General features: G+C 71.9%; 23 protein-coding genes. 16 read left to right on the forward strand and 7 right to left on the reverse strand.

Translation table 11 applies throughout. The annotated features are described in order from the left end of the window. From N790_RS07145 to N790_RS15210, 5 genes are all read left to right on the forward strand, one after another. Positions 1 to 590 (forward strand): SPOR domain-containing protein (locus tag N790_RS07145; protein ID WP_043802587.1); only part of this gene is annotated, 590 nt, incomplete at its 5' end. 5 nt (positions 591 to 595) lie between these two features. After that, entirely contained in the window at positions 596 to 1,162 is a 567-nt protein-coding gene (locus N790_RS07150) for a CvpA family protein (RefSeq protein ID WP_052385764.1), read from the forward strand. 3 nt (positions 1,163 to 1,165) lie between these two features. Continuing rightward, positions 1,166 to 2,635, forward strand: coding sequence for an amidophosphoribosyltransferase (gene purF, locus N790_RS07155; RefSeq protein WP_043802588.1), 1,470 nt, complete (start codon positions 1,166 to 1,168; stop codon positions 2,633 to 2,635). 1 nt (position 2,636) lies between these two features. Next, positions 2,637 to 3,437 (forward strand): ferritin-like domain-containing protein, encoded by an 801-nt coding sequence (locus tag N790_RS07160; RefSeq protein WP_043802628.1) that lies wholly within the window; start codon positions 2,637 to 2,639, stop codon positions 3,435 to 3,437. A gap of 4 nt (positions 3,438 to 3,441) precedes the next feature. Then, a complete protein-coding gene (locus N790_RS15210; RefSeq protein WP_052385765.1) occupies positions 3,442 to 4,137 on the forward strand; it encodes a hypothetical protein in 696 nt (231 codons plus the stop codon). Between the two features lie 55 nt (positions 4,138 to 4,192). On the opposite strand, the gene lpxH is transcribed toward N790_RS15210, so the two are convergent. Both lpxH and N790_RS07175 read right to left on the reverse strand, forming a co-directional pair. After that, positions 4,193 to 4,921 carry a UDP-2,3-diacylglucosamine diphosphatase gene (lpxH, locus tag N790_RS07170; protein ID WP_043802589.1) on the reverse strand — a complete coding sequence of 243 codons (729 nt, stop codon included), beginning with the start codon at positions 4,919 to 4,921 and terminating at the stop codon, positions 4,193 to 4,195. Next, a complete protein-coding gene (locus N790_RS07175) occupies positions 4,918 to 5,559 on the reverse strand; it encodes a peptidylprolyl isomerase (RefSeq protein ID WP_052385766.1) in 642 nt (213 codons plus the stop codon). Before N790_RS07175 ends, lpxH begins: the two co-directional genes overlap by 4 nt. A gap of 106 nt (positions 5,560 to 5,665) precedes the next feature. Between N790_RS07175 and gltX the strand changes: the two genes are divergently transcribed. From gltX to N790_RS07190, 3 genes are read left to right on the forward strand one after another with little or no spacing between them, the layout of a single operon-like run. Further along, positions 5,666 to 7,066: a glutamate--tRNA ligase gene (gene gltX / locus N790_RS07180; protein ID WP_043802591.1), complete on the forward strand. Its 1,401-nt coding sequence runs from the start codon at positions 5,666 to 5,668 to the stop codon at positions 7,064 to 7,066. Between the two features lie 51 nt (positions 7,067 to 7,117). Beyond that, positions 7,118 to 7,612 carry a Fur family transcriptional regulator gene (locus N790_RS07185; RefSeq protein WP_043802593.1) on the forward strand — a complete coding sequence of 165 codons (495 nt, stop codon included), beginning with the start codon at positions 7,118 to 7,120 and terminating at the stop codon, positions 7,610 to 7,612. After that, positions 7,609 to 8,889, forward strand: a complete 1,281-nt coding sequence (locus tag N790_RS07190) for a succinylglutamate desuccinylase/aspartoacylase family protein (protein WP_156969986.1) — start codon at positions 7,609 to 7,611, stop codon at positions 8,887 to 8,889. Before N790_RS07185 ends, N790_RS07190 begins: the two co-directional genes overlap by 4 nt. A gap of 25 nt (positions 8,890 to 8,914) precedes the next feature. On the opposite strand, the gene N790_RS07195 is transcribed toward N790_RS07190, so the two are convergent. Next, positions 8,915 to 11,017: a TonB-dependent receptor gene (locus N790_RS07195; RefSeq protein WP_043802594.1), complete on the reverse strand. Its 2,103-nt coding sequence runs from the start codon at positions 11,015 to 11,017 to the stop codon at positions 8,915 to 8,917. A gap of 75 nt (positions 11,018 to 11,092) precedes the next feature. Here N790_RS07195 and N790_RS07200 point away from each other — a divergent pair, with 75 nt between their 5' ends. Together N790_RS07200 and N790_RS07205 are read left to right on the forward strand one after the other, a co-directional pair. Next, the gene (locus N790_RS07200; protein WP_052385771.1) at positions 11,093 to 11,503 is read left to right on the forward strand and encodes a MerC domain-containing protein; all 411 of its coding nucleotides are present in this window, start codon (positions 11,093 to 11,095) and stop codon (positions 11,501 to 11,503) included. A gap of 78 nt (positions 11,504 to 11,581) precedes the next feature. Then, positions 11,582 to 11,767 (forward strand): 30S ribosomal protein THX, encoded by a 186-nt coding sequence (locus tag N790_RS07205; RefSeq protein ID WP_084062753.1) that lies wholly within the window; start codon positions 11,582 to 11,584, stop codon positions 11,765 to 11,767. A gap of 67 nt (positions 11,768 to 11,834) precedes the next feature. Here the strand turns inward: N790_RS07205 and hutI are convergent, their stop codons facing one another. Both hutI and N790_RS07215 read right to left on the reverse strand, forming a co-directional pair. Further along, positions 11,835 to 13,070, reverse strand: a complete 1,236-nt coding sequence (gene hutI / locus N790_RS07210) for an imidazolonepropionase (protein WP_425388027.1) — start codon at positions 13,068 to 13,070, stop codon at positions 11,835 to 11,837. Continuing rightward, the gene (locus N790_RS07215; RefSeq protein ID WP_043802597.1) at positions 13,067 to 14,227 is read right to left on the reverse strand and encodes a CaiB/BaiF CoA transferase family protein; all 1,161 of its coding nucleotides are present in this window, start codon (positions 14,225 to 14,227) and stop codon (positions 13,067 to 13,069) included. Before N790_RS07215 ends, hutI begins: the two co-directional genes overlap by 4 nt. Positions 14,228 to 14,275: 48 nt before the next feature. Here N790_RS07215 and N790_RS07220 point away from each other — a divergent pair, with 48 nt between their 5' ends. From N790_RS07220 to N790_RS07245, 6 genes are all read left to right on the forward strand, one after another. Then, positions 14,276 to 15,565 carry a formimidoylglutamate deiminase gene (locus N790_RS07220; RefSeq protein WP_084062751.1) on the forward strand — a complete coding sequence of 430 codons (1,290 nt, stop codon included), beginning with the start codon at positions 14,276 to 14,278 and terminating at the stop codon, positions 15,563 to 15,565. Beyond that, entirely contained in the window at positions 15,558 to 17,138 is a 1,581-nt protein-coding gene (locus N790_RS07225) for a GspE/PulE family protein (RefSeq protein ID WP_169742158.1), read from the forward strand. The genes N790_RS07220 and N790_RS07225 overlap by 8 nt, the downstream gene beginning before the upstream one ends. Before the next feature lie 45 nt (positions 17,139 to 17,183). After that, on the forward strand, positions 17,184 to 18,863 hold the full coding sequence (hutU, locus tag N790_RS07230; protein ID WP_043802600.1) for a urocanate hydratase: 1,680 nt from the start codon (positions 17,184 to 17,186) through the stop codon (positions 18,861 to 18,863). After that, positions 18,860 to 19,636 (forward strand): energy transducer TonB, encoded by a 777-nt coding sequence (locus N790_RS16430; RefSeq protein ID WP_043802602.1) that lies wholly within the window; start codon positions 18,860 to 18,862, stop codon positions 19,634 to 19,636. Before hutU ends, N790_RS16430 begins: the two co-directional genes overlap by 4 nt. Positions 19,637 to 19,730: 94 nt before the next feature. Further along, complete coding sequence (locus tag N790_RS07240; protein ID WP_043802604.1) at positions 19,731 to 20,102, forward strand: VOC family protein; 372 nt, start codon at positions 19,731 to 19,733, stop codon at positions 20,100 to 20,102. Between the two features lie 10 nt (positions 20,103 to 20,112). Beyond that, on the forward strand, positions 20,113 to 21,795 hold the full coding sequence (locus tag N790_RS07245) for an ABC1 kinase family protein (protein WP_043802607.1): 1,683 nt from the start codon (positions 20,113 to 20,115) through the stop codon (positions 21,793 to 21,795). 2 nt (positions 21,796 to 21,797) lie between these two features. Here N790_RS07245 and N790_RS07250 read toward each other — a convergent pair whose 3' ends face one another. After that, on the reverse strand, positions 21,798 to 22,019 hold the full coding sequence (locus N790_RS07250; RefSeq protein WP_043802608.1) for an RNA-binding S4 domain-containing protein: 222 nt from the start codon (positions 22,017 to 22,019) through the stop codon (positions 21,798 to 21,800). Then, the gene (locus N790_RS07255; protein WP_043802611.1) at positions 22,016 to 22,492 is read right to left on the reverse strand and encodes a YaiI/YqxD family protein; all 477 of its coding nucleotides are present in this window, start codon (positions 22,490 to 22,492) and stop codon (positions 22,016 to 22,018) included. Before N790_RS07255 ends, N790_RS07250 begins: the two co-directional genes overlap by 4 nt. Positions 22,493 to 22,517 lie beyond the last annotated feature (25 nt).

The raw sequence follows: 22,517 nt of genomic DNA on the forward strand, positions 1-22,517 counted from the left end.
CCGCCGCGCCGGCCCCGACGCCGGCCCCCGCCGCGCCGCTGCCGGCGTCCGCCGCCGGTGGCCGTTACGCGGTGAACGTGGGCAGCTTCTCCAACCTTGCCAACGCCCGCGCGCTGGCCGACAAACTGCGTGCCCAGGGCCTGCCGGTCACCAGCGAATCGGTGGACGTGAACGGCAAGCCGGCCATGCGCCTGCGCGTCGGTCCCTACGCCGAGCGCGCGCTGGCCGAAGCCGCGCGCCTGCGCGCCGAATCGGTGACCGGCGGCAGCGCCGCGGTGATCACGCTCGATGCCGCGTCCGCCCCGGCCGCTTCCGCGCCAGTGCCCGCCACCCGCGCGCCGGCCGCCGCCAGCGTCGGTTTCGCCGTGCAGCTGGGAGCGCTGAGCAACGAGGCCGACGCCACTGCCCTGCGCGACAAGGCGCGCGCCGCGGGTTTCGTCGCCTTCCACCAGCGCATCGCCACCGAACGCGGCGTGGTCTGGCGCGTGCGCGTGGGTCCCGAGGCCGACCGCGCCGCGGCCGAGCGCCTGCGCGACAGCGTCGCGGCCAAGCTCGGCCTTCGCGACGCCATCATCGTCCCGCACCCCTGACGCCGATGCTGAACTGGGCTGACTACGCGCTGCTGCTGGTCCTGGCGGTGTCGATGGGCATCGGCCTGTGGCGTGGCTTCGTGGTCGAGGTGCTGTCGCTGACGGTGTGGGTGGCGGCGTTCTGGCTGTCGGTGGCCTTCGGCGCCGACGTGGCCGCGCGCTTCACCGGCGTCGAGGCGGCGTCGGCGCGACTGTTCCTGGGCTACGCCGGCGTGTTCCTCGGCGTGCTCATCGTCGGTGGCCTGGTGACCTGGGCCATCGGCAAGGTCATCGCCAACACCGGCTTGTCGGCCACGGACCGGGTGCTGGGCCTGGGCTTCGGCCTGGCGCGCGGCCTGGTGCTGGCCTGCGTGGCGGTGCTGCTGCTGGGCTTCACGCCGCTGCCCAAGGACGCCTGGTGGAGCCAGTCGCGCCTGCTGCCCGGCGTGCAGCGCGGCGCGGAATGGATGGCGGGTTTCCTGCCGCCGGCCGCCGCCGCCGAACTCGATTTCCAGCCGGCGCCGCCGGTGCCTGCTTCGCCCCCTGCCGGCGCGCCGCCCGAAGCGGCCGCCACGACTGTTTCGGAGACCTGACCCATGTGCGGCATCATCGGAATCGCCGGCGCCAGCGACGTCGCGGCGGCCCTGTACGACGGCCTGACGGTGCTCCAGCACCGCGGCCAGGACGCGGCCGGCATCGCCACCATGGACGGCGACCGCCTGCGCCTGCACAAGGGCAATGGCCTGGTGAAGGAAGTCTTCGACGAGCATTCGATGTCGCTGCTCACCGGCCGCGTCGGCATCGGCCACTGCCGCTACCCGACCGCGGGCTCGGAAGGCTCGGACGAAGCCCAGCCGTTCTACGTGAACTCGCCCTACGGCATCGCCCTGGCGCACAACGGCAACCTGACCAACACCGACGCGCTGCGGCGCATGGTGTTCGAGCAGGACAAGCGCAACATCAACACCGAATCGGATTCCGAGGTGCTGCTGAACGTGTTCGCGCACGAACTGCAGTCGCAGGGCGCGCTGACGCCGCAGGCCGCGGTGGCCGCGGTGGCCGGCGTGCACCGCCGTTGCACCGGCGGCTACGCGGTGGTGACGATGGTGATGGGCCTGGGCCTGGTGGCCTTCCGCGACCCGCACGGCATCCGCCCGCTGGTGCTGGGCAAGCGCGAGGGCGCGGCCGGCACGGAATACGCCGTGGCGTCCGAGAGCGTGGCGCTCGACATCCTGGGCTTCGTGCGCGTGCGCGACGTGCAGCCCGGCGAGGCCATGGTGATCACGCCGGCCGGCGAACTGCACGCCGAGGTCTGCGCGGCGCCGCACCCGCACGCCACCTGCATCTTCGAATACGTGTATTTCGCCCGCCCGGACTCGATGATCGAGAACATATCGGTGCACAAGGCGCGCATGCGCATGGGCGTCACCCTGGGCCAGAAGATCCTGCGCCTGCGCCCGGACCACGACATCGACACCGTGATCCCCATCCCCGACACCTCGCGCGACGCGGCGCTGGAGATCGCGAACGTGCTGGGCGTGAAGTACCGCGAGGGTTTCATCAAGAACCGCTACGTCGGCCGCACCTTCATCATGTCGGGGCAGGGCGAACGGGTGAAATCGGTGCGCCGCAAGCTCAACCCGATCCCGCTGGAATTCAAGGACCGGGTGGTGCTGCTGGTGGACGACTCGATCGTGCGCGGCACCACCAGCCAGCAGATCGTGCAGATGGCCCGCGAAGCCGGCGCGCGCAAGGTCTACCTGGCCTCGGCGGCGCCGCCGGTGCGCTACCCGAACGTCTACGGCATCGACATGCCCTCGGCCGAGGAACTGGTGGCGCACGGCCGCACCGAGGCCGAAATCGAAAAGCTGCTGGGCTGCGACTGGCTGATCTACCAGGACCTGCCCGACCTCGAGGCGGCGGTCGCCGGCCCGAAGTTCCCGGGCCGCAGGTTCGACAGTTCCTGCTTCAGCGGCGAATACGTCACCGGCATCGACGCCAGCTACTTCGAGCGCATCAAGCAGCTCCGTTCGGACGACGCCAAGCGCAAGCGCCGTGGTGCCTGATATCGCCGACCTGTTCGAGGCCGCCGCGAACTGCATCGCGGCCTGCGAGCCCGCGGAGAAGTTGCGGCTGACGCATGAAGCGGCGGCGGCGTTCCGGCGTGGCGAGTTGGCGCCCTGCGCGGAGGCGCCGGGGCCGGCGGCGATCGGGGCGCCGGGGCGGCCGCCACGGCCGAAGCTGGTGTTGCCGCGCGACGTGCCGCAGCGCGGACTGGGCAGCGTCGAGGGGCGGGCGGCGTTCCTGCATGCCATCGCGCATATCGAATTCAACGCGATCAACCTGGCCTGGGACGCGGTGTACCGCTTCCGCGGTTTGCCCGGCGCGTATTACGCCGACTGGGTGGGCGTGGCCGACGACGAGGCGCGGCACTTCGCGATGCTGTCGGCCCGCCTGGCGGAACTGGGCTTCGCCTACGGCGATTTCGACGCCCACAACGGCCTGTGGGAAATGGCCGAAAAGACCGCCGCCAGCGGCTTGCAGCGCATGGCCCTGGTGCCGCGCGTGCTCGAGGCGCGTGGGCTGGACGTGACGCCGGGCATGATCGCGCGCCTGCGTTCGAACGGCGACGACGCCTCGGCCGACATCCTGGAAGTGATCCTGCGCGAGGAAGTGGCGCACGTGGCCGCCGGCAGCCGCTGGTTCCACTGGCACTGCGAACGCGAAGGCCTGGCGCCGGTGCGTGAGTTCATCCGGCTGGTGCGCGAGGCCGTGCGCGGCGGCGTGCGCGGGCCCTTCAACCGGCCGGCGCGCCTGGCGGCCGGCTTCGACGACGACGAGATCCGCCTGCTCGAATCCCTGGAGTGACGTGATGACGCGACTGCTGCCGCTGCTGTGCGCCTTCGTGCTGGCCGCCTGCCAGCCCGCCCCGGCGGACCCGGCCTTCGACGAGGAAAAGGGCGCCGCGCTGCTGGCGAAATACGAGGCCGCGCGCGCCGACGCCGACTTCGAGATCGCCGAGATGCACGCCAACGAACTGGCCCAGCGCCACGGCGAAACCGAAGCCGCCGCCGCCATGCGCCGTACGGTCGCCGAAGTGCGCGCCGAGGCCGGGGCCATGCGCGAGAACCGCCGCCTGGCCGGCCTGTGGGACTACCAGCAGATCGCCGTGGAGGGCGGCATCCAGCACACGGCCGCCATCTACAGCCAGGTGGAGCCCATGTCTGAGGAAGAAGGCGCGCCGGCGCCGATCCCCGACGCGCGGCTGATCCTGCGTCGCCACCCGGAATGGGGCGAGAGCGCCTACCTGGTGCTGGCGCAGAGCGACCTGGCCTGCGGCCCGCCCTGCCGCCTGCGCATCCGCTTCGACGACGGCGAGCCGCAGGTGTTCGAAGGCGACCCGGCCGACACCGGCACCGGCCCGGCCCTGTTCATCGTCGACCGCGACCGCTTCCTGGCGGCGCTGCGCGAGGCGAAGCGGGTGCGCATCGAGCTGCCCGCCAGCGGCCACCTGCAGCCGCAGTTCCGCTTCGAAGTCGCCGGCTTCAAGCCCGACCGCCACTTGTAGGAGCGGCTTCAGCCGCGAAGCATTTCGCGAAGGGCGGTCGCGGCTGAAGCCGCTCCTACCGCCGTACTTCGCGGGACTCGAGCGCCAGGCCTTCGGCTTCGACGCGCAGCACGCTGCCCTGGTCGTACCAGTCGCCCAGCACGATGCGCTGGGCCCGGCGCCCGTCCACTTCCAGCGAATGAATGGCCGGGCGGTGGGTGTGGCCGTGGATCAGGCGGGACACGCCGTAGCGCGCCATCGTTTCCGCCACGGTCGCCGGCGCCACGTCGGTGATGGCTTCGGCCACGCCCTGCTGGTGCTCGCGGCTGGCGGCGCGCGCCTGCGCGGCGAAGGCCTGGCGCGCGGCCAGCGGCTGGGCCAGGAAGTTCGCCTGCCACTCCGGGCTGCGCACCTGCCGGCGGAAGGCCTGGTAGGCGGCGTCGTCGCTGCACAGCAGGTCGCCGTGCATCAGCAGGGTGGGCGTGCCGTGCAGGTCCACCACGCAGGGGTCGGGCAGCAGCGTGGCGCCGCAGCGCCGGGCCATGCGCGGGCCGTACAGGAAATCGCGGTTGCCGCGCATCAGGTACACCGGCACGCCGGAATCCGACAGCGCCTTCAGCGCCGCGCAGACGCTGGCGCCGGGTTCGCCCGGGTCGTCGTCGCCCACCCAGGCTTCGAACAGGTCGCCGAGGATGTACAGCGCCTCCGCCGAACGCGCTTCGCCCGCCAGCAGCGCCAGGAAGGCGTGCGTGGTGGCCGGGCGCGCGGCGTCGAGGTGCAGGTCGGACACCAGCAGCACGGTCATGGCGCCACCGGCCCGAGCAGCTGCACGCGTTCGATCACCACCGGCGTGGTCGGTACCCAGGCCGGGAAGGGGCCCTGCGCGCCGGTGGGCACCGCGGCGATGCGGTCCACCACTTCCAGGCCCTGCACGACGCGGCCGAACACGGCGTAACCGGCGGTGTAGGGGCTGTCGGGCGACTGGTGGTCGAGTTTGGGGTTGTCCACGAGGTTGATGAAGAACTGCGTGGTGGCGGAATCGGTGACGCCACGGTCGCGCGCCGCGGCGACGGTGCCGCGGCGGTTGGACAGGCCGTTGGCCGCTTCGCTCGGCACCGGCGCGCGGCTGGGCTTGGGCTGCAGGTCGGGCGTGAAGCCGCCGGCCTGCACCAGCAGGCCCGGCACCACGCGGTGGAAGACGGTGCCGTTGTAGTGGCCGTCGCGGGCGTAGGCCAGGAAGTTTTCCACGGTGCGCGGCGCGGCGGCGGCGTCGAGTTCCAGCGTGATCTCGCCCATCGAGGTCACCAGCAGCACGCGCGGCGACGGTGGCGCCTGGACCGGCGCGGGCGTTTCGGCGGGGACGGGCGGCGTGGCCGGCGCCACGGTGGCGGCGGCGGACAGGGGCAGCAGCAGGGCAAGCAGCAGGGACAGGCGCGGTGGCATCCGGGCAGGGTCGGGCAGGGGAGCGGCCCATGGTAGCGCAGGCGCCCGGCCGGGCCCGGGTTTTGCCGTAAAATGCGCGGCCCACCGCCCCATTCCGGCCCCCACGATGACCTGCCGCACCCGCTTCGCCCCCAGCCCGACCGGTTTCCTGCACATCGGCGGCGCCCGCACGGCGCTGTACTGCTACCTGGAGGCGCGCCGCCGCGGCGGCCAGTTCATCCTGCGCGTGGAAGACACCGACCGCGAGCGCAGCACCCAGGCCGCCATCGACGCCATCCTCGAAGCCATGGACTGGCTGGGCCTGGAGTACGACGAGGGCCCGATCTTCCAGACCGCGCGCCTGGACAGGTACCGCGAGGTGGCCGAGCAGATGGTCGCCGCCGGCACCGCCTACTACGCCTACGAGACCAAGGAAGAGCTCGAGGCCATGCGCGAGGCCGCCATGGCCGCCAACCTCAAGCCGCGCTACAACGGCTACTACCGCGACCGCAACGAGCCGTACCGCGACGACCCGAACCGCGTCATCCGCTTCAAGAACCCGATCGGCGGCACGGTGGTGTTCGACGACAAGATCAAGGGCCGCATCGAGTGGAGCAACGACGAGCTCGACGACCTCGTCATCTTCCGTTCCGACGGCTACCCCACCTACAACTTCGCCGTCGTGGTCGATGACCTGGACATGGGCATCACCGACGTGATCCGCGGCGACGACCACGTCAACAACACCCCGCGCCAGATCAACATCTACAAGGCGCTGGGCGCGCCGGTGCCGCACTTCGCGCACATGCCGATGATCCTCGACCCCGAGGGCGCCAAGCTCTCGAAGCGCTCGGGCGCGGCCAACGTGATGTCCTACAAGGAAGAGGGCTACCTGCCGCACGCGCTGGTGAACTACCTGGCGCGCCTGGGCTGGTCGCACGGCGACCAGGAGATCTTCAGCCGCGACGAGCTCAAGGCGCTGTTCGCCATCGAAGACGTGAACCAGAAGGCCTCGCGCCTCGACCCCGCCAAGCTCGGCTGGCTCAACCAGCACTACCTCAAGACGGACGACCCGGCCGAAGTGGCGAAACACTTCGAGCCGCAGCTGCGGGCGCACGGCTACGACCTGTCGAAGGGCCCGAAGCCCGCCGACGTGGTGGTGGCCCTGCGGGACCGCGTGCAGACCCTGAAGGAAATGGCCGAGCGCGCCCACGTCTGGTACGCGCCGCTGGAGCAGTACGACGAAGCCGCCGTGGCCAAGCACCTCACCGCCGCCGCGCGCGCGCCCCTGGCCGAGGTGCGCACGCGCCTGGCCGCGCTGGGCGAGTGGAGCGCCGAAACGGTGCACGGCGCCCTGCAGGCCACCGCCGAGGCCCTGGGCCTGGGCCTGGGCAAGATCGCCCAGCCGCTGCGCGTGGCCATCACCGGCACCCAGGTCAGCCCGTCCATCGACCACACCGTGTTCCTGGCCGGCCAGGCCGAAGCGCTGGCCCGCATCGACGCCGCCATCGCCCGCATCCCGGCGTGAACGCCGCGGATGCGGATTGATTTCACGCCGGGCAGGCCCCACCCTAGCCCCATGGTCCGAACCGCACACCAGCACGGCCACGACTGCACGGACCCGACGCACCACGTGCACGACGCGGGCGCCTACGTGCAGGCGGTCGAACAGGCCTGCGCCGACCGTGGCCTGCGCCTCACGCCGCTGCGCGCCCAGGTGCTGGGGCTCATCGCCGCCGCGGGCAAGCCCGTGAAGGCCTATGACCTGCTCGACGCCATGAAGGAAGAAAATGGCTCGAGCGCGCCGCCCACGGTCTACCGCGCGCTCGACTTCCTGCTCGAGCAGGGCTTCATCCACCGCCTGGCCTCGGTGAACGCCTTCGTCGGCTGCCACCACCCGAACGAGCGCCACTCGGTGCCCTTCCTCATCTGCGACAGCTGCCACGCGGCCATCGAGCTCGAGGACGAGCGCATCTGTACCCTGCTCGACGAGCAGGCGCGCGCGCTGGGCTTCGCGCCGCGGGCGCAGACGCTGGAAGTGCACGGCCTGTGCGCCGACTGCGCGGCGGCATGAACCGCGCCCGCCTGCTGCTGCTGTCGGCGCTGTTCGCCGCCGGCCCGCTGGCCGCGCAGGACTTCCCGGTCGATCCGCCCGCCGGCGCCGGTCCCGCCGCCGGCACCACGCCGCCGGAAACCCTGGCGTCGCCGCAGGAATTCCTGTCGCCGCTGGCCGAGCTGGTCACGCCGCTGGCCATCCTCGACCGCCTGGTGGTGCCCGGCACGCGCATGCAGCTCGAATGGCGGCCCGGCGGCGGCATCAGCGCCAACGAAATCCCCAGCCCGGTGGTGGTCACCCGCGGCGCCAAGCCCGGGCCGGTGCTGTGCCTGGTGGCGGGCGTGCACGGCGACGAGATCAACGGCGTGGAAATCGTGCGCCGCCTGTCGCATTCGGTCGACCCGACCCGCCTCTCGGGCACCGTCATCGGCGTGCCCATCGTCAACGTGCACGGCTATTCGCGCGGCACCCGCTACCTGCCGGACCGGCGCGACCTCAACCGCTTCTTCCCCGGCACGCGCAATGGCTCGATCGCCTCGCGCATCGCCAATGCGTTCTTCCAGGACATCGTCAGCCACTGCGACATGCTGGTGGACTTCCACACCGGCAGCTTCGACCGCAGCAACCTGCCGCAGGTGCGCGCCGACCTCACGCATCCCGACGTCATCGAATTCAGCCGCAGCTTCGGCAACACCGTCGTGCTGCACAGCCCGGGCAACAAGGGCATGCTGCGCGTCGCCGCCACGGCGGTGGGCATTCCCGCGGTCACCTTCGAAGCCGGCGCGCCGACGCGGCTCGAGCCCACCGAGATCGCCCAGGCCGTGGCCGCCATCGAGCGCCTGATGCAGCAGAGCGGCATGCGCGAGGACCCCGAGGCGGCGGAAGACGCGGCGCTGGTGCCTGACCCGGCTGCCATCGGCGTGGCCCATCCCGAGCCGGCGCCGATCTTCCTGGATTCGCGCTGGGTGCGCGCCAATTCCGGCGGCCTGCTGATCAGCGACGTGACGCTGGGCCAGCGCGTGCAGTCGGGCCAGCGCCTGGGCCGCGTGATCGACCCGCTGAGCAACGTCGAGCGCTACATCCTGGCGCCGGTGGCCGGCCGCATCATCGGCATGGCCCAGAACCAGGCCGTGCTGCCCGGTTACGCCGCCTTCCACCTGGGCACCGAAACCAGCGAGCAGCAGGCGGTGCGCGAAGCCGCCGAACCGCATTCGCCCGACCCGGTGGCCGAAGACCCGGATCCGGAAGAGCGCCCCGAGGCGCCCGAGCTGTCCGAGGGCGAGGACTACGAATAAGTAGTCCCCGCCGCGTCCGCCGGCGTCAGAAGGCGACGCGCAGGCCGGCCATCACGTTGCGGCCCGGCAGCGGCGCGAAATCCTTGAGGTAGGACGTGTGCGCGCGCGCTTCCTGGTCGCCCAGGTTGCGGCCCTCGAGGAAGGCTTCCCAGCCCGCGCCGCCCACGTCCCAGTGGTAGGCCACGCCGGCGTCCACCAGGGTGTAGCCCTCGGTCGGGGTTTCCATCACCGCCACCTCGTCCTGTTCGGACACGCGCACCACGCCCACGCGGGCGCGCCAGGCGCCGAGGCTCCAGTCGAGGTCGGCGCCGACGCGGCCCGGGGCGATGCGCGGCAGGTGGCCGCCGTCGTCGAGCTTCGCGTCCACGGCGTCGGCGAACAGGCGCAGGTGCCACAGGCCGCTGGCGTTGTCGGCCAGCTCCACGCCCAGCTCGGCTTCCCAGCCCGAGAACGTGGCGTCGCCCTGCACCCAGGCACGGGCCGGCAGCGCGTCGATTTCCCCGCCGGTGTCGGCCAGGTAGATGAAGTCGGTGAACTGCGTGCGGAACACCGACACCGAGCCGTCGAAGCGCCCGTGGTGCAGGTGCAGGCCGAGTTCGCCGCTCAGCGCCACCTCCTTGTCGAGCGAGGCGTCGCCGAGCTCGTAGCTCTGCGTGGCCACGTGCGGGCCGTCGGAGAACAGCTCCTCGGCGGTGGGCGCGCGCTCGGCGCGGTTGAGGTTCACGCCCAGGTGCACGGCCTCGCTGAAGCGCCACAGGCCGCCGGCCGCCAGGCTTGTGGCGCCGACGCTGGCGGTGGGCGCGCTGCCCTCGGGATCGGTGCGCACGCGGTCGTGGCGGGCGCCGAACTCGAGCTTGAAGTCGCCGAAGTCCTTTTCCTGCAGCGCGAACACGCCCAGGTCGCGGGTGACCGAGGGCGGCACGAAGGCCTCGTCGCCGACGGCGGAGAAATCGCGGTGGCCGAACTGCAGGCCGAAGGCCCCGCGCCAGCCGTTGCGCTCGCGCTGCACGGCTTCGACGCGGGCCTCCAGGCCGTCGTTGTCGAAGCGCGTGCCAATGGCGTCGCCCTCGAGTTCGGTGTGCTCGTACAGGCTGCGGGTGACGCGCCAGTTCACCTCCTCGAACAGGCCGACCTCGCGCACGCCGCCGCGGGCTTCGAAGCGGTCCTGGCGCAGGTCGATGCGCACGACGTCTTCTTCCTCGCCTTCGTGCGCGTCGCCTTCGGGCGCCTCTTCCTCGTCGCCGTGCGCATGCGCGCCCGGCGGGATGCCGTAGTTGCTGCGATAAGTGCTGGCGGCCATGCCGAACCAGCTGCGTTCGCCGAACCAGCTGGCGCCCAGCGCGCCGCCTTCGGTGGTCAGTTCGCTGTTGGGCAGGCGGCCGCGGGCGAAGTGCTCCGGGTCCTCGCCCTCGGCCAGTTCCCCGGCCACCAGGCCGGGCGAGAAGGCGTAACCCGGGATGCGGTAGTCGCCGGCGTCGCGGCGGAACAGGTCGGCGTGCAGGGTGAGCACGCCGGCGTCGGCGTCCACGCGTGCCATGCCGGTGCTCTGGTCGTCGACGCTGCCGTGGCGGATCTCGGCGCGGCCCGACACCGTGCGGCCCACCTGCGCGGTCGGCACGCGGCCGTCCACCACGTTCACCGCGCCGCCGATGGCGCCGCTGCCGTAGAGCAGGGTGGCCGGGCCCTTGAGCACTTCGATCTGGTCGGCGAGGAAGGGTTCGATGCCGACGGCGTGGTCGGCGCTCACCGTGGAGACGTCCATCGCGCTGGTGCCGCTGCTCAGCACCTGCACGCGGGCGCCGTCCTGGCCGCGCAGGATCGGGCGGCCGACGCCGGCGCCGAAATACGAAGACTGCACGCCGGCCTGGCGCTCCAGGGTTTCGCCCAGCGTGCCGGCCTTGCGGGCATCGAGCGCTTCGCCGGAGAGCACGTCCACCGGGCGGGCCAGGTCCTCGATCGAACCACGCAGCGGCGAGGCGGTGACCTCCAGGGTTTCCAGGGTGCGCGTGGCCTCGTGTGCGTGGTCGTGGTCGTCGGCTTCCGGAGGTTCGGCCTGGGCGAAGGCGAACGCCGGCAGGGCCAGCAGGACGGCGAGGGCAAGGGGGGCGGGGCGCAGGTTCCGGGGCATGAGGGTTGCTCGGGTTGCTGGTGAGGATGCCGGAATGTTATATTGTTTCACCCTATGCGCAAGGCCCCGGACGTCATGGCCACCCTCCTGAAGCCGCACCGCCTCCAGCTGCCCGCCTGGGCCGACCGTCTGGGCGCGTTCGGCGCTTTCGTCTGCGCGCTGCACTGCGCGCTGATCCCGGTGGCGCTGGGCCTGCTGCCGGCCGTCGGCCTGGGCCTGGTGGCCTGGCATGGCGTGGAGTGGGCCTTCACCGGCTTCGCCACCGTGCTGGCGGTGATCAGCCTGTACCTGGGCTACCGCGGCCACCGCGCCTACCACGCCTGGCTGTGGGTGAGCCCGGGCCTGGCCATCATCTGGTTCGCGCTGCTCTACCCGCCGCTGCACCACTCGGTGGTGCCGCACGCGGTGGCGATGGCGGTGGGCGGCGTGCTGATCGCGGTGGCCCACCTGGTGAACCTGCGCCTGTCCTACGGCCACAGCCACTAGGCGCCGGGCCCGGCCATCTTGGTCGGGGCGGCCGGCGGTGGTAGGCTACGCGCCCAACGCAATCACAACATTCAAGGAATCACCATGGGTAGGGGCGACAAGAAGACCGCCAAGGGCAAGCGTTTCGCCAGCAGCCACGGCAATGCCCGTTCGCAGACCGTCAAGAAGGCGACGGCCGGCAAGGCGGCTGCCACGGTGAAGGCTCCGGTCGCGAAGGCGCCGGCCAAGAAGGCCCCGGCCAAGAAGGCCGCTGCCGCCAAGTAATCGCGCCGCGCGCGTTGCTTGCACGAAGCCCCGCCCCGGCGGGGCTTCGTCGTTCCAGGCGCCGGCGTCAGTCGACGCGGCGGCCGGCCACGTGCACCGAATGCACCCGATCGCCGCCCAGCCAGTAGGCCAGTTCGGCCGGGTGCGCCACTTCCCACTGCACCACGTCGGCGCGCTGGCCCGGCAGCAGCCGGCCGCGGTCGTGCAGGCCGAGCGCGCGCGCGGCGTGCACGGTGGCGCCGCGCAGGGCTTCCTCGGGCGTGAGCCGGAAGTGGGTGCAGGCCAGGCTCATCGCCAGCCGCAGCGACTGCAGCGGCGAGGTGCCGGGGTTGAGGTCGGTGGCCACGGCCATGGGCACCGCGTGCGCGCGCAGCTCCGCCAGCGGCGGCAGCTTCGTTTCCCGCAGCACGTGGAAGGCACCCGGCAGCAGCACCGCCACGGTGCCGGCGGCGGCCATGGCGCGCACCGCGGCTTCGTCGGTCCACTCGATGTGGTCGGCCGAGAGGCCGCCGAACTCCGCCGCCAGCGCGGCGCCGCCGAGGTTGCTGAGCTGGTCGGCGTGCAGCTTCACCGGCAGGCCGAGCGCGCGCGCGGCTTGGAACATGCGGCGGGTCTGCGCCGGCGTGAAGCCGATGCCTTCGCAGAAGGCGTCCACCGCGTCCACCAGGCCTTCGGCGTGCAGGCGCGGCAGCCAGCCGCAGGCGGCGGCGATGTAGTCGTCGGGCCGGCCGGCGAATTCCGGCGGCAGCGCGTGCGCGGCCAGGAAGGTGGTGCGCACGGTGAGGCCGAGCTCCTCGCCGACGCGGCGCGCCACGCGCAGCATCTTGCGCTCGGAATCGAAGTCCAGGCCATAACCCGACTTGATTTCCAGCGTGGTCACGCCGTCGGCGCGCAGCGCGCGGGCGCGCGGCAGCGAAGCCGCCAGCAGTTCTTCTTCGCTGGCCTGGCGGGTGGCGCGCACGGTGGACAGGATGCCGCCGCCTTCGCGGGCGATCTGCTCGTAGCTGGCGCCCTGCAGGCGGCGCTCGAATTCCTGGGCGCGGTCGCCGGCGAACACCAGGTGGGTGTGGCAGTCCACGAGGCCCGGCGTGATCCAGCGGCCCTCGGCGGATTCGACGCGGGCTGCCAGCGCCGCCGGCTCACCCGGCAGTTCGCCGCGCGGGCCGGCGAAGGCGATCAGCCCGTCCTTCCAGGCCAGCGCGCCGTCCTCGATGACGCCGTAGGCGCCGAGGTCGTCGCGCAGCGTGGCCAGCCGCGCGTCGAGCAGCAGCCGGTCCCAGGGCGGGGCGAGGCGGCCGATCACCGGAGGGCTCCGGCCGTGCGCAGCGCATCCGGATCGAAGCCGCAGTCCCGGGCGATTTCGTCGCTGTGCTGGCCCAGGCGCGGCGGCGGGCGGTCGAGCCGGGTCGGGGAGGCGGAAAGCTTGAGCGGGCTGCCAACCATGGGGATGCCGTCCATTTGAATGCGCATGCCGCGCGCGGCGGCCACGGGGTGGTCGAGCGCCTGGCGCACGGTGTTGATGGGCGCCGCGGGCACGCCGGCGCGGTCGAACAGGGCCAGCCAGTGCGCCGCGTCGCGGGTCGCGAACAGCGCGGCCAGTTCGGCGCACAGCGCCTCGCGGTTTTCGACCCGCGCCGCGTTGTTGCGGTAGCGCGGGTCGTGGCGCCAGTCGTAGCGGCCCAGCAGGTCGCACAGCTGCGCCCACAGCTTCTCGCTCGCCACCGCCAGTACGAAGGACTGGTCGCTGGCGCGGAAGGCCTGGTAGGGCACGATGCTGGCGTGGGCATTGCCCTGGCGCGGCGCGTCGTGGCCGGTGAACAGCGTCGCCGAGGCCACGTTGGCCAGCAGCGCCAGCTCGGTGTCGAACAGCGACACGTCGATGCGTTGGCCCAGGCCGGTGCGCCCGCGCTGCAGCAGCGCCGCCAGGATGGCGGTGGCGGCGTTCTGGCCGGTGGCCAGGTCGGCCACGGCCACGCCCACCTTGTGCGGCTCGCCGTCGGCCGGGCCGGTGATGGCCATCAGGCCGGCTTCGGCCTGCACCACGTAGTCGTAACCCGGCCGGTTCGCGCCGGGGCCGTCGCGGCCATAACCGGAGATCGAGCAGTACACCAGCCGCGGATTGATCGCCGAAAGCGTTTCATAGCCCATGCCCAGCGCCTCGGCGCCGCCGGTGCGGAAGTTTTCAACCAGCACGTCGGCCCGGCGCACCAGCGCTTCGAGCAGTGGCCGCGCCGCGGGTGACCGCAGGTCCACGGCCAGCGAGCGCTTGTTGCGGTTGCAGCAGGCGAAGTAGGCCGACATGCCGTCCAGGAAGGGCGGGCCCAGGCCGCGGGTGTCGTCGCCGTCGAAGGATTCGAGCTTGATGACGTCGGCGCCGAGGTCGGCCAGGGTCATGCCGCACCAGGGCCCGGCCAGGACCCGGGACAGTTCAAGCACGGTGATGCCGGAGAGCGCGCCCATGGCCGGGGATTGTATGCGGCCCGCCCGGCGCCATGCGAAACTCGCCGCATGCCGCCGACCCCGCTATCCGCCTTCCCGGCCGCCGCCCGGCCCCGCGCCGACGCCGCCGGGCACTGGCGCGTGCCCGGTTTGCCGAACCTGCATTCGCATGCCTTCCAGCGGGCCATGGCGGGGCTGGCGGAACGGCAGAGCCATCCCGAGGACAGCTTCTGGACCTGGCGCGAGCTGATGTACCGCTTCGCCGGCCGGCTCGACCCGGACACGCAGTACGCCGTGGCGGCGCAGCTGTATGCCGAGATGCTGGAAGCCGGCTTCACCACCGTCTGCGAATTCCACTACCTGCACCACCAGCCGGACGGCCGGCCCTACGACGACCCGTCGGCGATGTCGCAGGCGCTCGTCGCCGCGGCGCGCGACACCGGCATCCGGCTCACGCTGCTGCCGGTGCTGTACATGACCGGCGGCTTCGACGGCCGGCCGCTGTCGGAACGCCAGCGCCGCTTCGGCCACTCGCTCGACGCCTACCTGGCGCTGCTGCAGTCGCTGCGTGCGCTCGAGGGCGACACGCTGCGCGTGGGCATCGCCCTGCACAGCCTGCGCGCCGTGCCCGCCGACGCCATGCGCGAAGTGCTGGCCGCCGTGGGCGACGCGGCGCTGCCCATCCACATCCACATCGCCGAGCAGGTGGGCGAGGTGCACGACTGCGAGGCCCTGCGCGGCGCCCGCCCGGTGGAATGGCTGCTGGCCAACGCCGAGGTGGACGCGCGCTGGACCCTGGTGCACGCCACCCACCTGGTGCCGGCGGAAGTGCAGGGCATCGCCGCCAGCGGCGCCACCGTGGCGATCTGCCCCACCACCGAAGCCAACCTCGGCGACGGCCTGTTCCCGCTGCGCGACTACCTGTCCGCCGGCGGCCGCTGGGGCGTGGGCTCGGATTCGCACGTGTCGGTGTCGCCGGTGGAAGAGCTGCGCTGGCTCGAATACGGCCAGCGCCTGGTGACGCGCCACCGCAACATCGCCGTCAGCGCGGACATCCCCAGCACCGGCGAACTCCTGTATTCGCAGGCACTGGACGGCGGCCTGCGCGCCTGCTTCCAGGGCGACGCGGCCGCCGCCGACTGGCTGCAGCTCGACGGCGCCGCCGCCGCGCTCGCCGGCGCGCGCGAGCACGACCTGATGGACCGCTTCCTGTTCGCTGGCAACCGCCCGCTGGTGCGCGAAACCTGGGTGGCGGGGCAGCGCGTGGTGGCCGAAGGCCGCCACCGCGACGGCGAAGCCATCGCCGCACGCTACCGCCGGGCGCTGGCCGGGCTGCTCGCCGGGGATGCCCATGGCTGAGGCCCCGCCCCGGGACGCCGCGCAGGTGACGGCCGCGGGCAACATCGAACAGCTGCTGGCCCAGCGCCTGGGCCTGCCCTTCATCACGCTGGCCGGCAAGGTGCCGTCGCCGGGTGCGCTGGCGATGGTGCCGGCCGAACTGGCCTACGCGCGCTCGATCCTGCCGCTGGACGTGCATGGCGACGTGCTGCGGGTGGCCCTGGCCGATCCCGCCGACGCCGACACCATCCACCTGCTGCAGTTCCTGGCCGGAAAGCGCCTGCAGCTGTTCGTGGCCGCGCGCGCCGACCTCGACCGCGCCATCGCCAGCCACTACGGCGACAGCCACGGCGCCGACCTGTTCGAAGTGAGCAAGGACGACGAGATCGTCGAAACGCCGCAGGCCGCGGCCCGGCCCTCGGTGCCCGACGAGCAGCGCTACATGCTGCGGCCGATCGTGCGGCTGGTGGCGCACATCCTCACCATGGCGGTGCGCCGCGGCGCCTCCGACATCCACATCCGCCCGGGCGAGGGCGACGTGGACCTGGTGTTCCGCATCGACGGCGTGCTGGTGCCGATCAGGACGTTTTCGCAGTCGCTGCTGCCGATGGTGGTCGGGCGCATCAAGATCCTGGGCGCCATGGACATCACCGAGCGCCGCCTGCCGCAGGACGGCCAGGCGCGCATCGGCGTGAACGGCCGCATGGTGGACCTGCGCATTTCCACCATCCCGACCATCCACGGCGAGAGCGTGGTGATCCGCCTGCTCAACACCTCGATCGCGATGAAGTCCATCGCCGACCTGGGCCTGTCGCCGCAGGACGCCGCCCGCCTGGCCGACGCCTGCGAACGCAACCAGGGCATGGTGCTGGTGACCGGCCCCACCGGTTCGGGCAAGTCCACCACGCTGTACGCGGCGCTCAATTCCATCCTGCAGCGCAACGTCAACATCATCACGGTCGAGAACCCGGTCGAGTACCACATCCCGGGCGTTGAGCAGGTGCCGATCAACGCCGAGGTGGGTCTCACCTTCTCGCGCGTGCTGCGCAACATCCTGCGCCACGACCCGGACGTGATCATGGTGGGCGAGATCCGCGACCACGAGACGGCGAAGATCGCGGTGGAAAGCGCGCTCACCGGCCACCTGATGCTGAGCACGCTGCACACCAACTCCGCCGCCGCCACCATCGCGCGCCTGCTGGAGATGGACGTCGAGGCGTATCTCATCCGCGCCACGCTGCTGTGCATCCTGTCGCAGCGCCTGGTGCGGCTGATCTGCCCGGACTGCAAGGCGCCCGACGCGGTGGACCCGAGCCTGCGCCAGGCCATGGGCCTGGGCGAAGGCGAGGTCTTCTACGCCGGCCGGGGCTGCCCGGCCTGCAACGGCACCGGCAGCCGCGGCCGCCGCATGACCTACGAGCTGCTGTTCGTGACGCCGGCGATGCGCCAGCTGATCGTGGACGACGCCGACTCGGACGCCATCAATGCCCAGGCCGAGGCCGACGGCATGGTGCCCCTGCCGCGCCACGCGGTGGAGCTGGCCCGCCAGGGCCTGATCCCGCTCAACGAAGCCTACCGGATGCGCGCGGACTGACCCCCGGCCGCCTTTATACTGGGGGCCTGCCTTTGGGAGCCCTCCATGCCCGCCAGCCGCAAAGACCCGTCCCGCAAGATCGCCGCGCCGCGCGGCACGCAGCTCAGCTGCCAGTCCTGGCTCACCGAAGCCGCCTACCGGATGATCCAGAACAACCTGGACCCCGGCGTGGCCGAGAACCCGGCCGAGCTCGTGGTCTACGGCGGCATCGGCCGCGCCGCCCGCGACTGGGACTGCTACGACAAGATCCTCGAGACCCTGCGCACCCTGCGCGACGACCAGACCCTGCTGGTGCAGTCCGGCAAGCCGGTGGGCGTGTTCCCCACGCACCCGGACGCGCCGCGCGTGCTGATCGCCAATTCCAACCTGGTGCCGCACTGGGCCACCTGGGAACACTTCCATGAGCTCGATGCCAAGGGCCTGATGATGTACGGCCAGATGACGGCCGGCAGCTGGATCTACATCGGTTCGCAGGGCATCGTGCAGGGCACCTACGAAACCTTCGTGGAAATGGGCCGCCAGCACTACGGCGGCAACCTGGCGGGCCGCTGGATCCTCACCGCGGGCCTGGGCGGCATGGGCGGCGCGCAGCCGCTGGCGGCCTCGCTGGCGGGCGCGTGTTCGCTCACCATCGAATGCCAGCAGTCGCGCATCGACATGCGCCTGCGCACGAAGTACGTGGACGAGCAGGCGACCGACCTCGACGACGCCCTCGCGCGCATCGAGAAGTACACCTCGGAAGGCAAGGCCATTTCCATCGCGCTGCTCGGCAACGCCGCCGAGATCCTGCCCGAGCTCGTGCGCCGCGGCGTGCGCCCCGACGCCGTCACCGACCAGACCAGCGCCCACGACCCGCTGCACGGCTACCTGCCGGCCGGCTGGACGCTGGAGGAGTGGTTCAGCGAGCAGAAGAACAACCCCGAGAAGGTCATCAGCGCCGCCAAGCACTCGATGCGCATCCACGTCGAGGCGATGCTGAACTTCGAGGACATGGGCGTGCCCACCTTCGACTACGGCAACAACATCCGCCAGATGGCCTTCGACGTCGGCTGCGAGGACGCCTTCGACTTCCCGGGCTTCGTGCCGGCCTACGTGCGGCCGCTGTTCTGCCGCGGCATCGGTCCCTTCCGCTGGGTGGCGCTGAGCGGCGACCCGGAGGACATCTACAAGACCGACGCCAAGGTGAAGGAACTCATCCCCGACAACCCGCACCTGCACCGCTGGCTGGACATGGCGCGCGAGCGCATTTCCTTCCAGGGCCTGCCGGCGCGCATTTGCTGGGTCGGCCTGGGCGACCGCCACCGGCTGGCGCTGGCCTTCAACGAAATGGTGCGCAGCGGCGAAGTGAGCGCGCCCATCGTGATCGGCCGCGACCACCTCGACAGCGGCAGCGTCGCCAGCCCGAACCGCGAAACCGAAGCCATGCTCGACGGCAGCGACGCCGTGTCCGACTGGCCGCTGCTCAACGCCATGCTCAACGTCGCCGGCGGCGCCACCTGGGTGTCGCTGCACCACGGCGGCGGCGTGGGCATGGGCTACAGCCAGCACAGCGGCGTGGTCATCGTCGCCGACGGCACCGACGCCGCCGCCGCGCGGCTGGGCCGCGTGCTCTGGAACGATCCCGGCACCGGCGTCATGCGCCACGCCGACGCCGGCTACGACATCGCCCAGGCCTGCGCCCGCGAGAAGGGCCTGAAGCTGCCAATGCTGGACAGCGGCCGGTGATCGCCGCGCTGCTGGCGGCGGCGCTGGCGCTGGCGGCGCCTGAGGAGGTCGTGCCGGCCGTGGCCACCGACGCTTGCCCCGAGCCCCGCACGGTGCTGCCGCGCTACCCGGCGTCGCTGGCACGCGCCAACAAGGCCGGCGTCGTGCTGGTTGGCGCGCGTTTCGACGACTGCGGCCGGATCACCGAAACCCGCCTTGACCAAAGCTCCGGCCATGAGCTCTTCGACGCCGCCGCGCGCGAGGCCGTGGCGCGTTACGTCCTGTCCGGAAAGCAGCGCGCGAAGGCCCGCGACGGCTGGGTGCAGGCCCCGGTGAAGTTCGGCGGTATCCGCACGGTGGAAGTCAGCGAGATCCCCTGGCCGCGTTCACACCGCAAGCCGCGCTACCAGGCTGATGACCAGCCCTTGCCCTTCGACTCTGTCGCCGCGTTCCGCACCGCGCGCCCCACCGAGGGCGGCCTCGTCTACCGCGAGCCCTACGGCATCGCGCGGGCCACCTCGGGCGAGGTTTTCCGCACCACCATGGCGCCGGACAAGGCCGACCCCGGCGTGTTCTGGCTCGAGTACATCATCCAGTCCGCGCCGCCGGCCTCGCCGGTGGAGCCGTCGTCGCCGAACATCTACGCCGCCGTCGCCCGTTACCGGCTGGTCGAGGAAAACGGCGAACCCGTGGTCCGGCTCGGCATCCTGTGCGAGCGGCCCGAAGAGGAATGCCAGAAGCTGCGGGACTTCCTGTTCCAGGGCCTGCCTTTCGCCAAGGCGCGGCGACGCTGAGGGCAGGCCGGAACCGACAGCCCCGGCGGATCCTGCACTGGCGCCGCCTGCGGCAAGCAACGAACATGCATCCCACTTCACCGGAGCAAACACGATGATCGGTTACGTCACCCTCGGCACCAACGACATGCCGCGCGCCTGCGCCTTCTACGACGCCCTGCTGGGCGAGCTCGGCGCCAAGCGAATCATGGAAGGCGAGCGTTTCGTCGCCTGGGGTACCGGCCCGCAGTCGCCCAGCCTGGGCGTGATCAAGCCCTTCGACGGCAAGGAAGCCTGCCGCGGCAACGGCACCATGGTGGCGCTGGCGGTGAAGAACCCGGCCCAGGTGGACGCGCTGCACGCGAAGGCGCTGGCGCTGGGCGGCAGCGACGAAGGTGCGCCGGGCGAGCGCATGAAGGGTTTCTACGGCGCTTACTTCCGCGACCCCGACGGCAACAAGCTCAACTTCTTCTGCATGGGCTACTGACCCCCGGGACATGCTCTGGGAAACCCTCAGCGCCGCGCGTGACCTGGGCCGCCTGCACGAGGTGGCCTCGGTGCTGGTGCGCTACGGGTTCGGCGACCTGGTGCGGCGCGTGGGCCTGGCCGGCGCGCTCGAGCGGGCCGGCAAGTTGCTGCACAAGGACCACGTGGCCGAACTGGCCACGCTGCCGCCGCCCGAGCGCGTGCGCCGCGCGCTCGAGGAAATGGGCCCGAGCTTCGTGAAGCTGGGCCAGCTGCTGGCCACCCGCGTCGACCTGTTCGCGCCCGAGTGGATCGCCGAGTTCGAGAAACTGCAGAACCAGGTGCCGGCCGTGCCCTTCGACGCCATCCACGCCCAGGTCGAGGAAGACCTGGGCGGCGGCCTCGGCACGGTGTTCGCGGGTTTCGACCCCGAGCCCATCGCCGCGGCGTCCATCGCCCAGGTGCACCGCGCCGTGCTGCTCGACGGCAGCGAAGTGGCGGTGAAGGTGCGCCGTCCCGGCATCCGGCCGCTGGTGGACGCCGACATGCGCCTGCTGCAGCGGCTGGCGCGCATCCTCGAAAGCGAATCGCCCGACCTGGCGCGCTACCAGCCGCGCGCGCTGGTGCGGCAGCTGCAGGCCTCGCTTTCGCGCGAACTCGACCTGGCCGCGGAATGCCGCCACGCCGAACGCATCGCCGCCAGCTTCGTGGACGAACCGGCGCTGCTGGTGCCGCGCGTCTACTGGCCCTGGACCAGCGAGCGCATGAACGTGCAGGAATTCATCGCCGGCGTGCCGCTGGGCGACACCGCCGCGCTGCTCGGCGCCGGCGCCGACCTGCCGCTGGTGGCGCGGCTGGGTGCGCGCATCGAGATGAAGATGCTGTTCGAGGACGGCTTCTTCCACGCCGACCCGCACCCCGGCAACGTGTTCTGGCTCACCGGCAACCGGCTTGCGCTGCTCGACTACGGCATGGTCGGGCGGCTGTCGGAAGCGCGCCGCGGCCAGGTGGTGGACCTGTTCGACGGCCTCGTGCGCCGCGACGCCGCCCAGGTGGGCGAAGTGCTGCTGGAATGGGCGGCCGACGAGCGGGTGGACGAAAGCGCGCTGTTCGAACAGGTGGAGCAGTTCATCGACCACTACCACGGCGTGCCGCTGAAGGAGCTGCACCTGGGCGTGATGCTCACCGAGATCACCGCGCTGCTGCGCGAGCACCGCGTCATGCTGCCGCCCGACCTGGCGATGATGGTGAAGGTGCTGGTGACGCTGGAAGGCGTGGGCCGCCGCCTCGACCCCGAGTTCGACATGGCCGGCGAAGCCGCGCCTTTCCTGCGCCGCGTGATGCTGGCGCGTTACGCGCCGCGCGCCCTGGCCCGCCGCGGCCGCCGCGCCGTGGGCGACACCGTCGGGCTGCTGGCGGCGCTGCCTTCGCAGCTGCGCCAGGGCCTGCGCGCGCTGCGCCGCGGCCGCTTCAACATCAACCTCGACGTCGAGCGCCTGCAGCGTTTCGGCGAGCAGGTGGACCACTCGGTGAACCGGCTGGTGGTGGGCATCGTGGTGGCCGCGCTGATCATCGGCTCGTCGATCGTGATGACGGTCGAGGGCGGCCCCACGCTGCTGGGCCTGCCGCTGTTCGGCCTGCTGGGTTTCCTGGGCGCGGTGGCCGGCAGCCTGTGGCTGCTGTGGACGATCTGGCGCAGCGGCGGCGGCCGCTAGGTTCAGCCCGCGGCGACGACGCGGATTTCCACGTCGCCCAGACGAACCACCTGTCCGGCGCGGATCTTCGCCGTCTTGCGCAGCTCCAGTTCACCGTCCACGCTCACCTCGCCCGCGGCCACCAGGGCCTTGCCCATGCCGCCGCTGTCGCACACGCCGGCCAGCTTGAGCAGGTCGTTGAGCGCGACGAACTCGCGGTCGAGTTCGAATTCAATGCGGTTCATGGCATGTCCTGGGCGGGGGCGGGCGGGCGCGGCTGTTTCGCCAGCCAGCGGTCGAGGGCGTTGCCGAAGGCCTGGCGGTCGCGGGCATGGAAGCCGGCGGGGCCGCCGGTGTCCACGCCGGCGCCGCGCAGTTCGTCCATGAAGTTGCGCATGGACAGGCGCTGGGCGATCGAATCCGCGGTATAGAGTTCGCCGCGCGGGTTCAGCGCCAGCGCTCCCTTTTCCAGCACGCGCGCGGCCAGCGGGATGTCGGCGGTCACCACCAGGTCGCCCGCGGCGCAGCGTTCGACGATTTCCGTGTCGGCCACGTCGAAGCCGCCCGACACCTGCATCGACGAAATGAAGCGCGAGGGCGGCGTGCGGATCCAGCTGTTGGCCACCAGCGTCACCGGCACCCGGGCGCGCTCGGCGGCGCGGAACAGGATGTCCTTGATGACGTTGGGACAGGCGTCGGCGTCAACCCAGATGTGCATCGGCGCGGGGCATTGAAGGGGCGGG

This window comes from Arenimonas malthae CC-JY-1 (genome assembly GCF_000747075.1).
Classification (GTDB): domain Bacteria; phylum Pseudomonadota; class Gammaproteobacteria; order Xanthomonadales; family Xanthomonadaceae; genus Arenimonas; species Arenimonas malthae.

What these genes read in the sequence shown, in the direction of transcription:
- N790_RS07175 (WP_052385766.1), bottom strand. Translation starts at nt 5,559, where the DNA reads ATGCCACCGCGCCTGTCCCTGCTGCTTGCCCTGCTGCTGCCCCTGTCC.
- N790_RS07245 (WP_043802607.1), top strand. Translation starts at nt 20,113, where the DNA reads ATGCTCTGGGAAACCCTCAGCGCCGCGCGTGACCTGGGCCGCCTGCAC.
- lpxH (WP_043802589.1), bottom strand. Translation starts at nt 4,921, where the DNA reads ATGACCGTGCTGCTGGTGTCCGACCTGCACCTCGACGCCGCGCGCCCG.
- N790_RS07195 (WP_043802594.1), bottom strand. Translation starts at nt 11,017, where the DNA reads ATGCCCCGGAACCTGCGCCCCGCCCCCCTTGCCCTCGCCGTCCTGCTG.
- N790_RS07255 (WP_043802611.1), bottom strand. Translation starts at nt 22,492, where the DNA reads ATGCACATCTGGGTTGACGCCGACGCCTGTCCCAACGTCATCAAGGAC.
- N790_RS07225 (WP_169742158.1), top strand. Translation starts at nt 15,558, where the DNA reads ATGGCTGAGGCCCCGCCCCGGGACGCCGCGCAGGTGACGGCCGCGGGC.
- N790_RS07240 (WP_043802604.1), top strand. Translation starts at nt 19,731, where the DNA reads ATGATCGGTTACGTCACCCTCGGCACCAACGACATGCCGCGCGCCTGC.
- N790_RS07185 (WP_043802593.1), top strand. Translation starts at nt 7,118, where the DNA reads ATGGTCCGAACCGCACACCAGCACGGCCACGACTGCACGGACCCGACG.
- N790_RS15210 (WP_052385765.1), top strand. Translation starts at nt 3,442, where the DNA reads ATGACGCGACTGCTGCCGCTGCTGTGCGCCTTCGTGCTGGCCGCCTGC.
- N790_RS07215 (WP_043802597.1), bottom strand. Translation starts at nt 14,227, where the DNA reads ATGGGCGCGCTCTCCGGCATCACCGTGCTTGAACTGTCCCGGGTCCTG.
- N790_RS07200 (WP_052385771.1), top strand. Translation starts at nt 11,093, where the DNA reads ATGGCCACCCTCCTGAAGCCGCACCGCCTCCAGCTGCCCGCCTGGGCC.
- N790_RS07250 (WP_043802608.1), bottom strand. Translation starts at nt 22,019, where the DNA reads ATGAACCGCATTGAATTCGAACTCGACCGCGAGTTCGTCGCGCTCAAC.
- hutU (WP_043802600.1), top strand. Translation starts at nt 17,184, where the DNA reads ATGCCCGCCAGCCGCAAAGACCCGTCCCGCAAGATCGCCGCGCCGCGC.
- gltX (WP_043802591.1), top strand. Translation starts at nt 5,666, where the DNA reads ATGACCTGCCGCACCCGCTTCGCCCCCAGCCCGACCGGTTTCCTGCAC.
- N790_RS07220 (WP_084062751.1), top strand. Translation starts at nt 14,276, where the DNA reads ATGCCGCCGACCCCGCTATCCGCCTTCCCGGCCGCCGCCCGGCCCCGC.
- N790_RS07150 (WP_052385764.1), top strand. Translation starts at nt 596, where the DNA reads ATGCTGAACTGGGCTGACTACGCGCTGCTGCTGGTCCTGGCGGTGTCG.
- purF (WP_043802588.1), top strand. Translation starts at nt 1,166, where the DNA reads ATGTGCGGCATCATCGGAATCGCCGGCGCCAGCGACGTCGCGGCGGCC.
- N790_RS07190 (WP_156969986.1), top strand. Translation starts at nt 7,609, where the DNA reads ATGAACCGCGCCCGCCTGCTGCTGCTGTCGGCGCTGTTCGCCGCCGGC.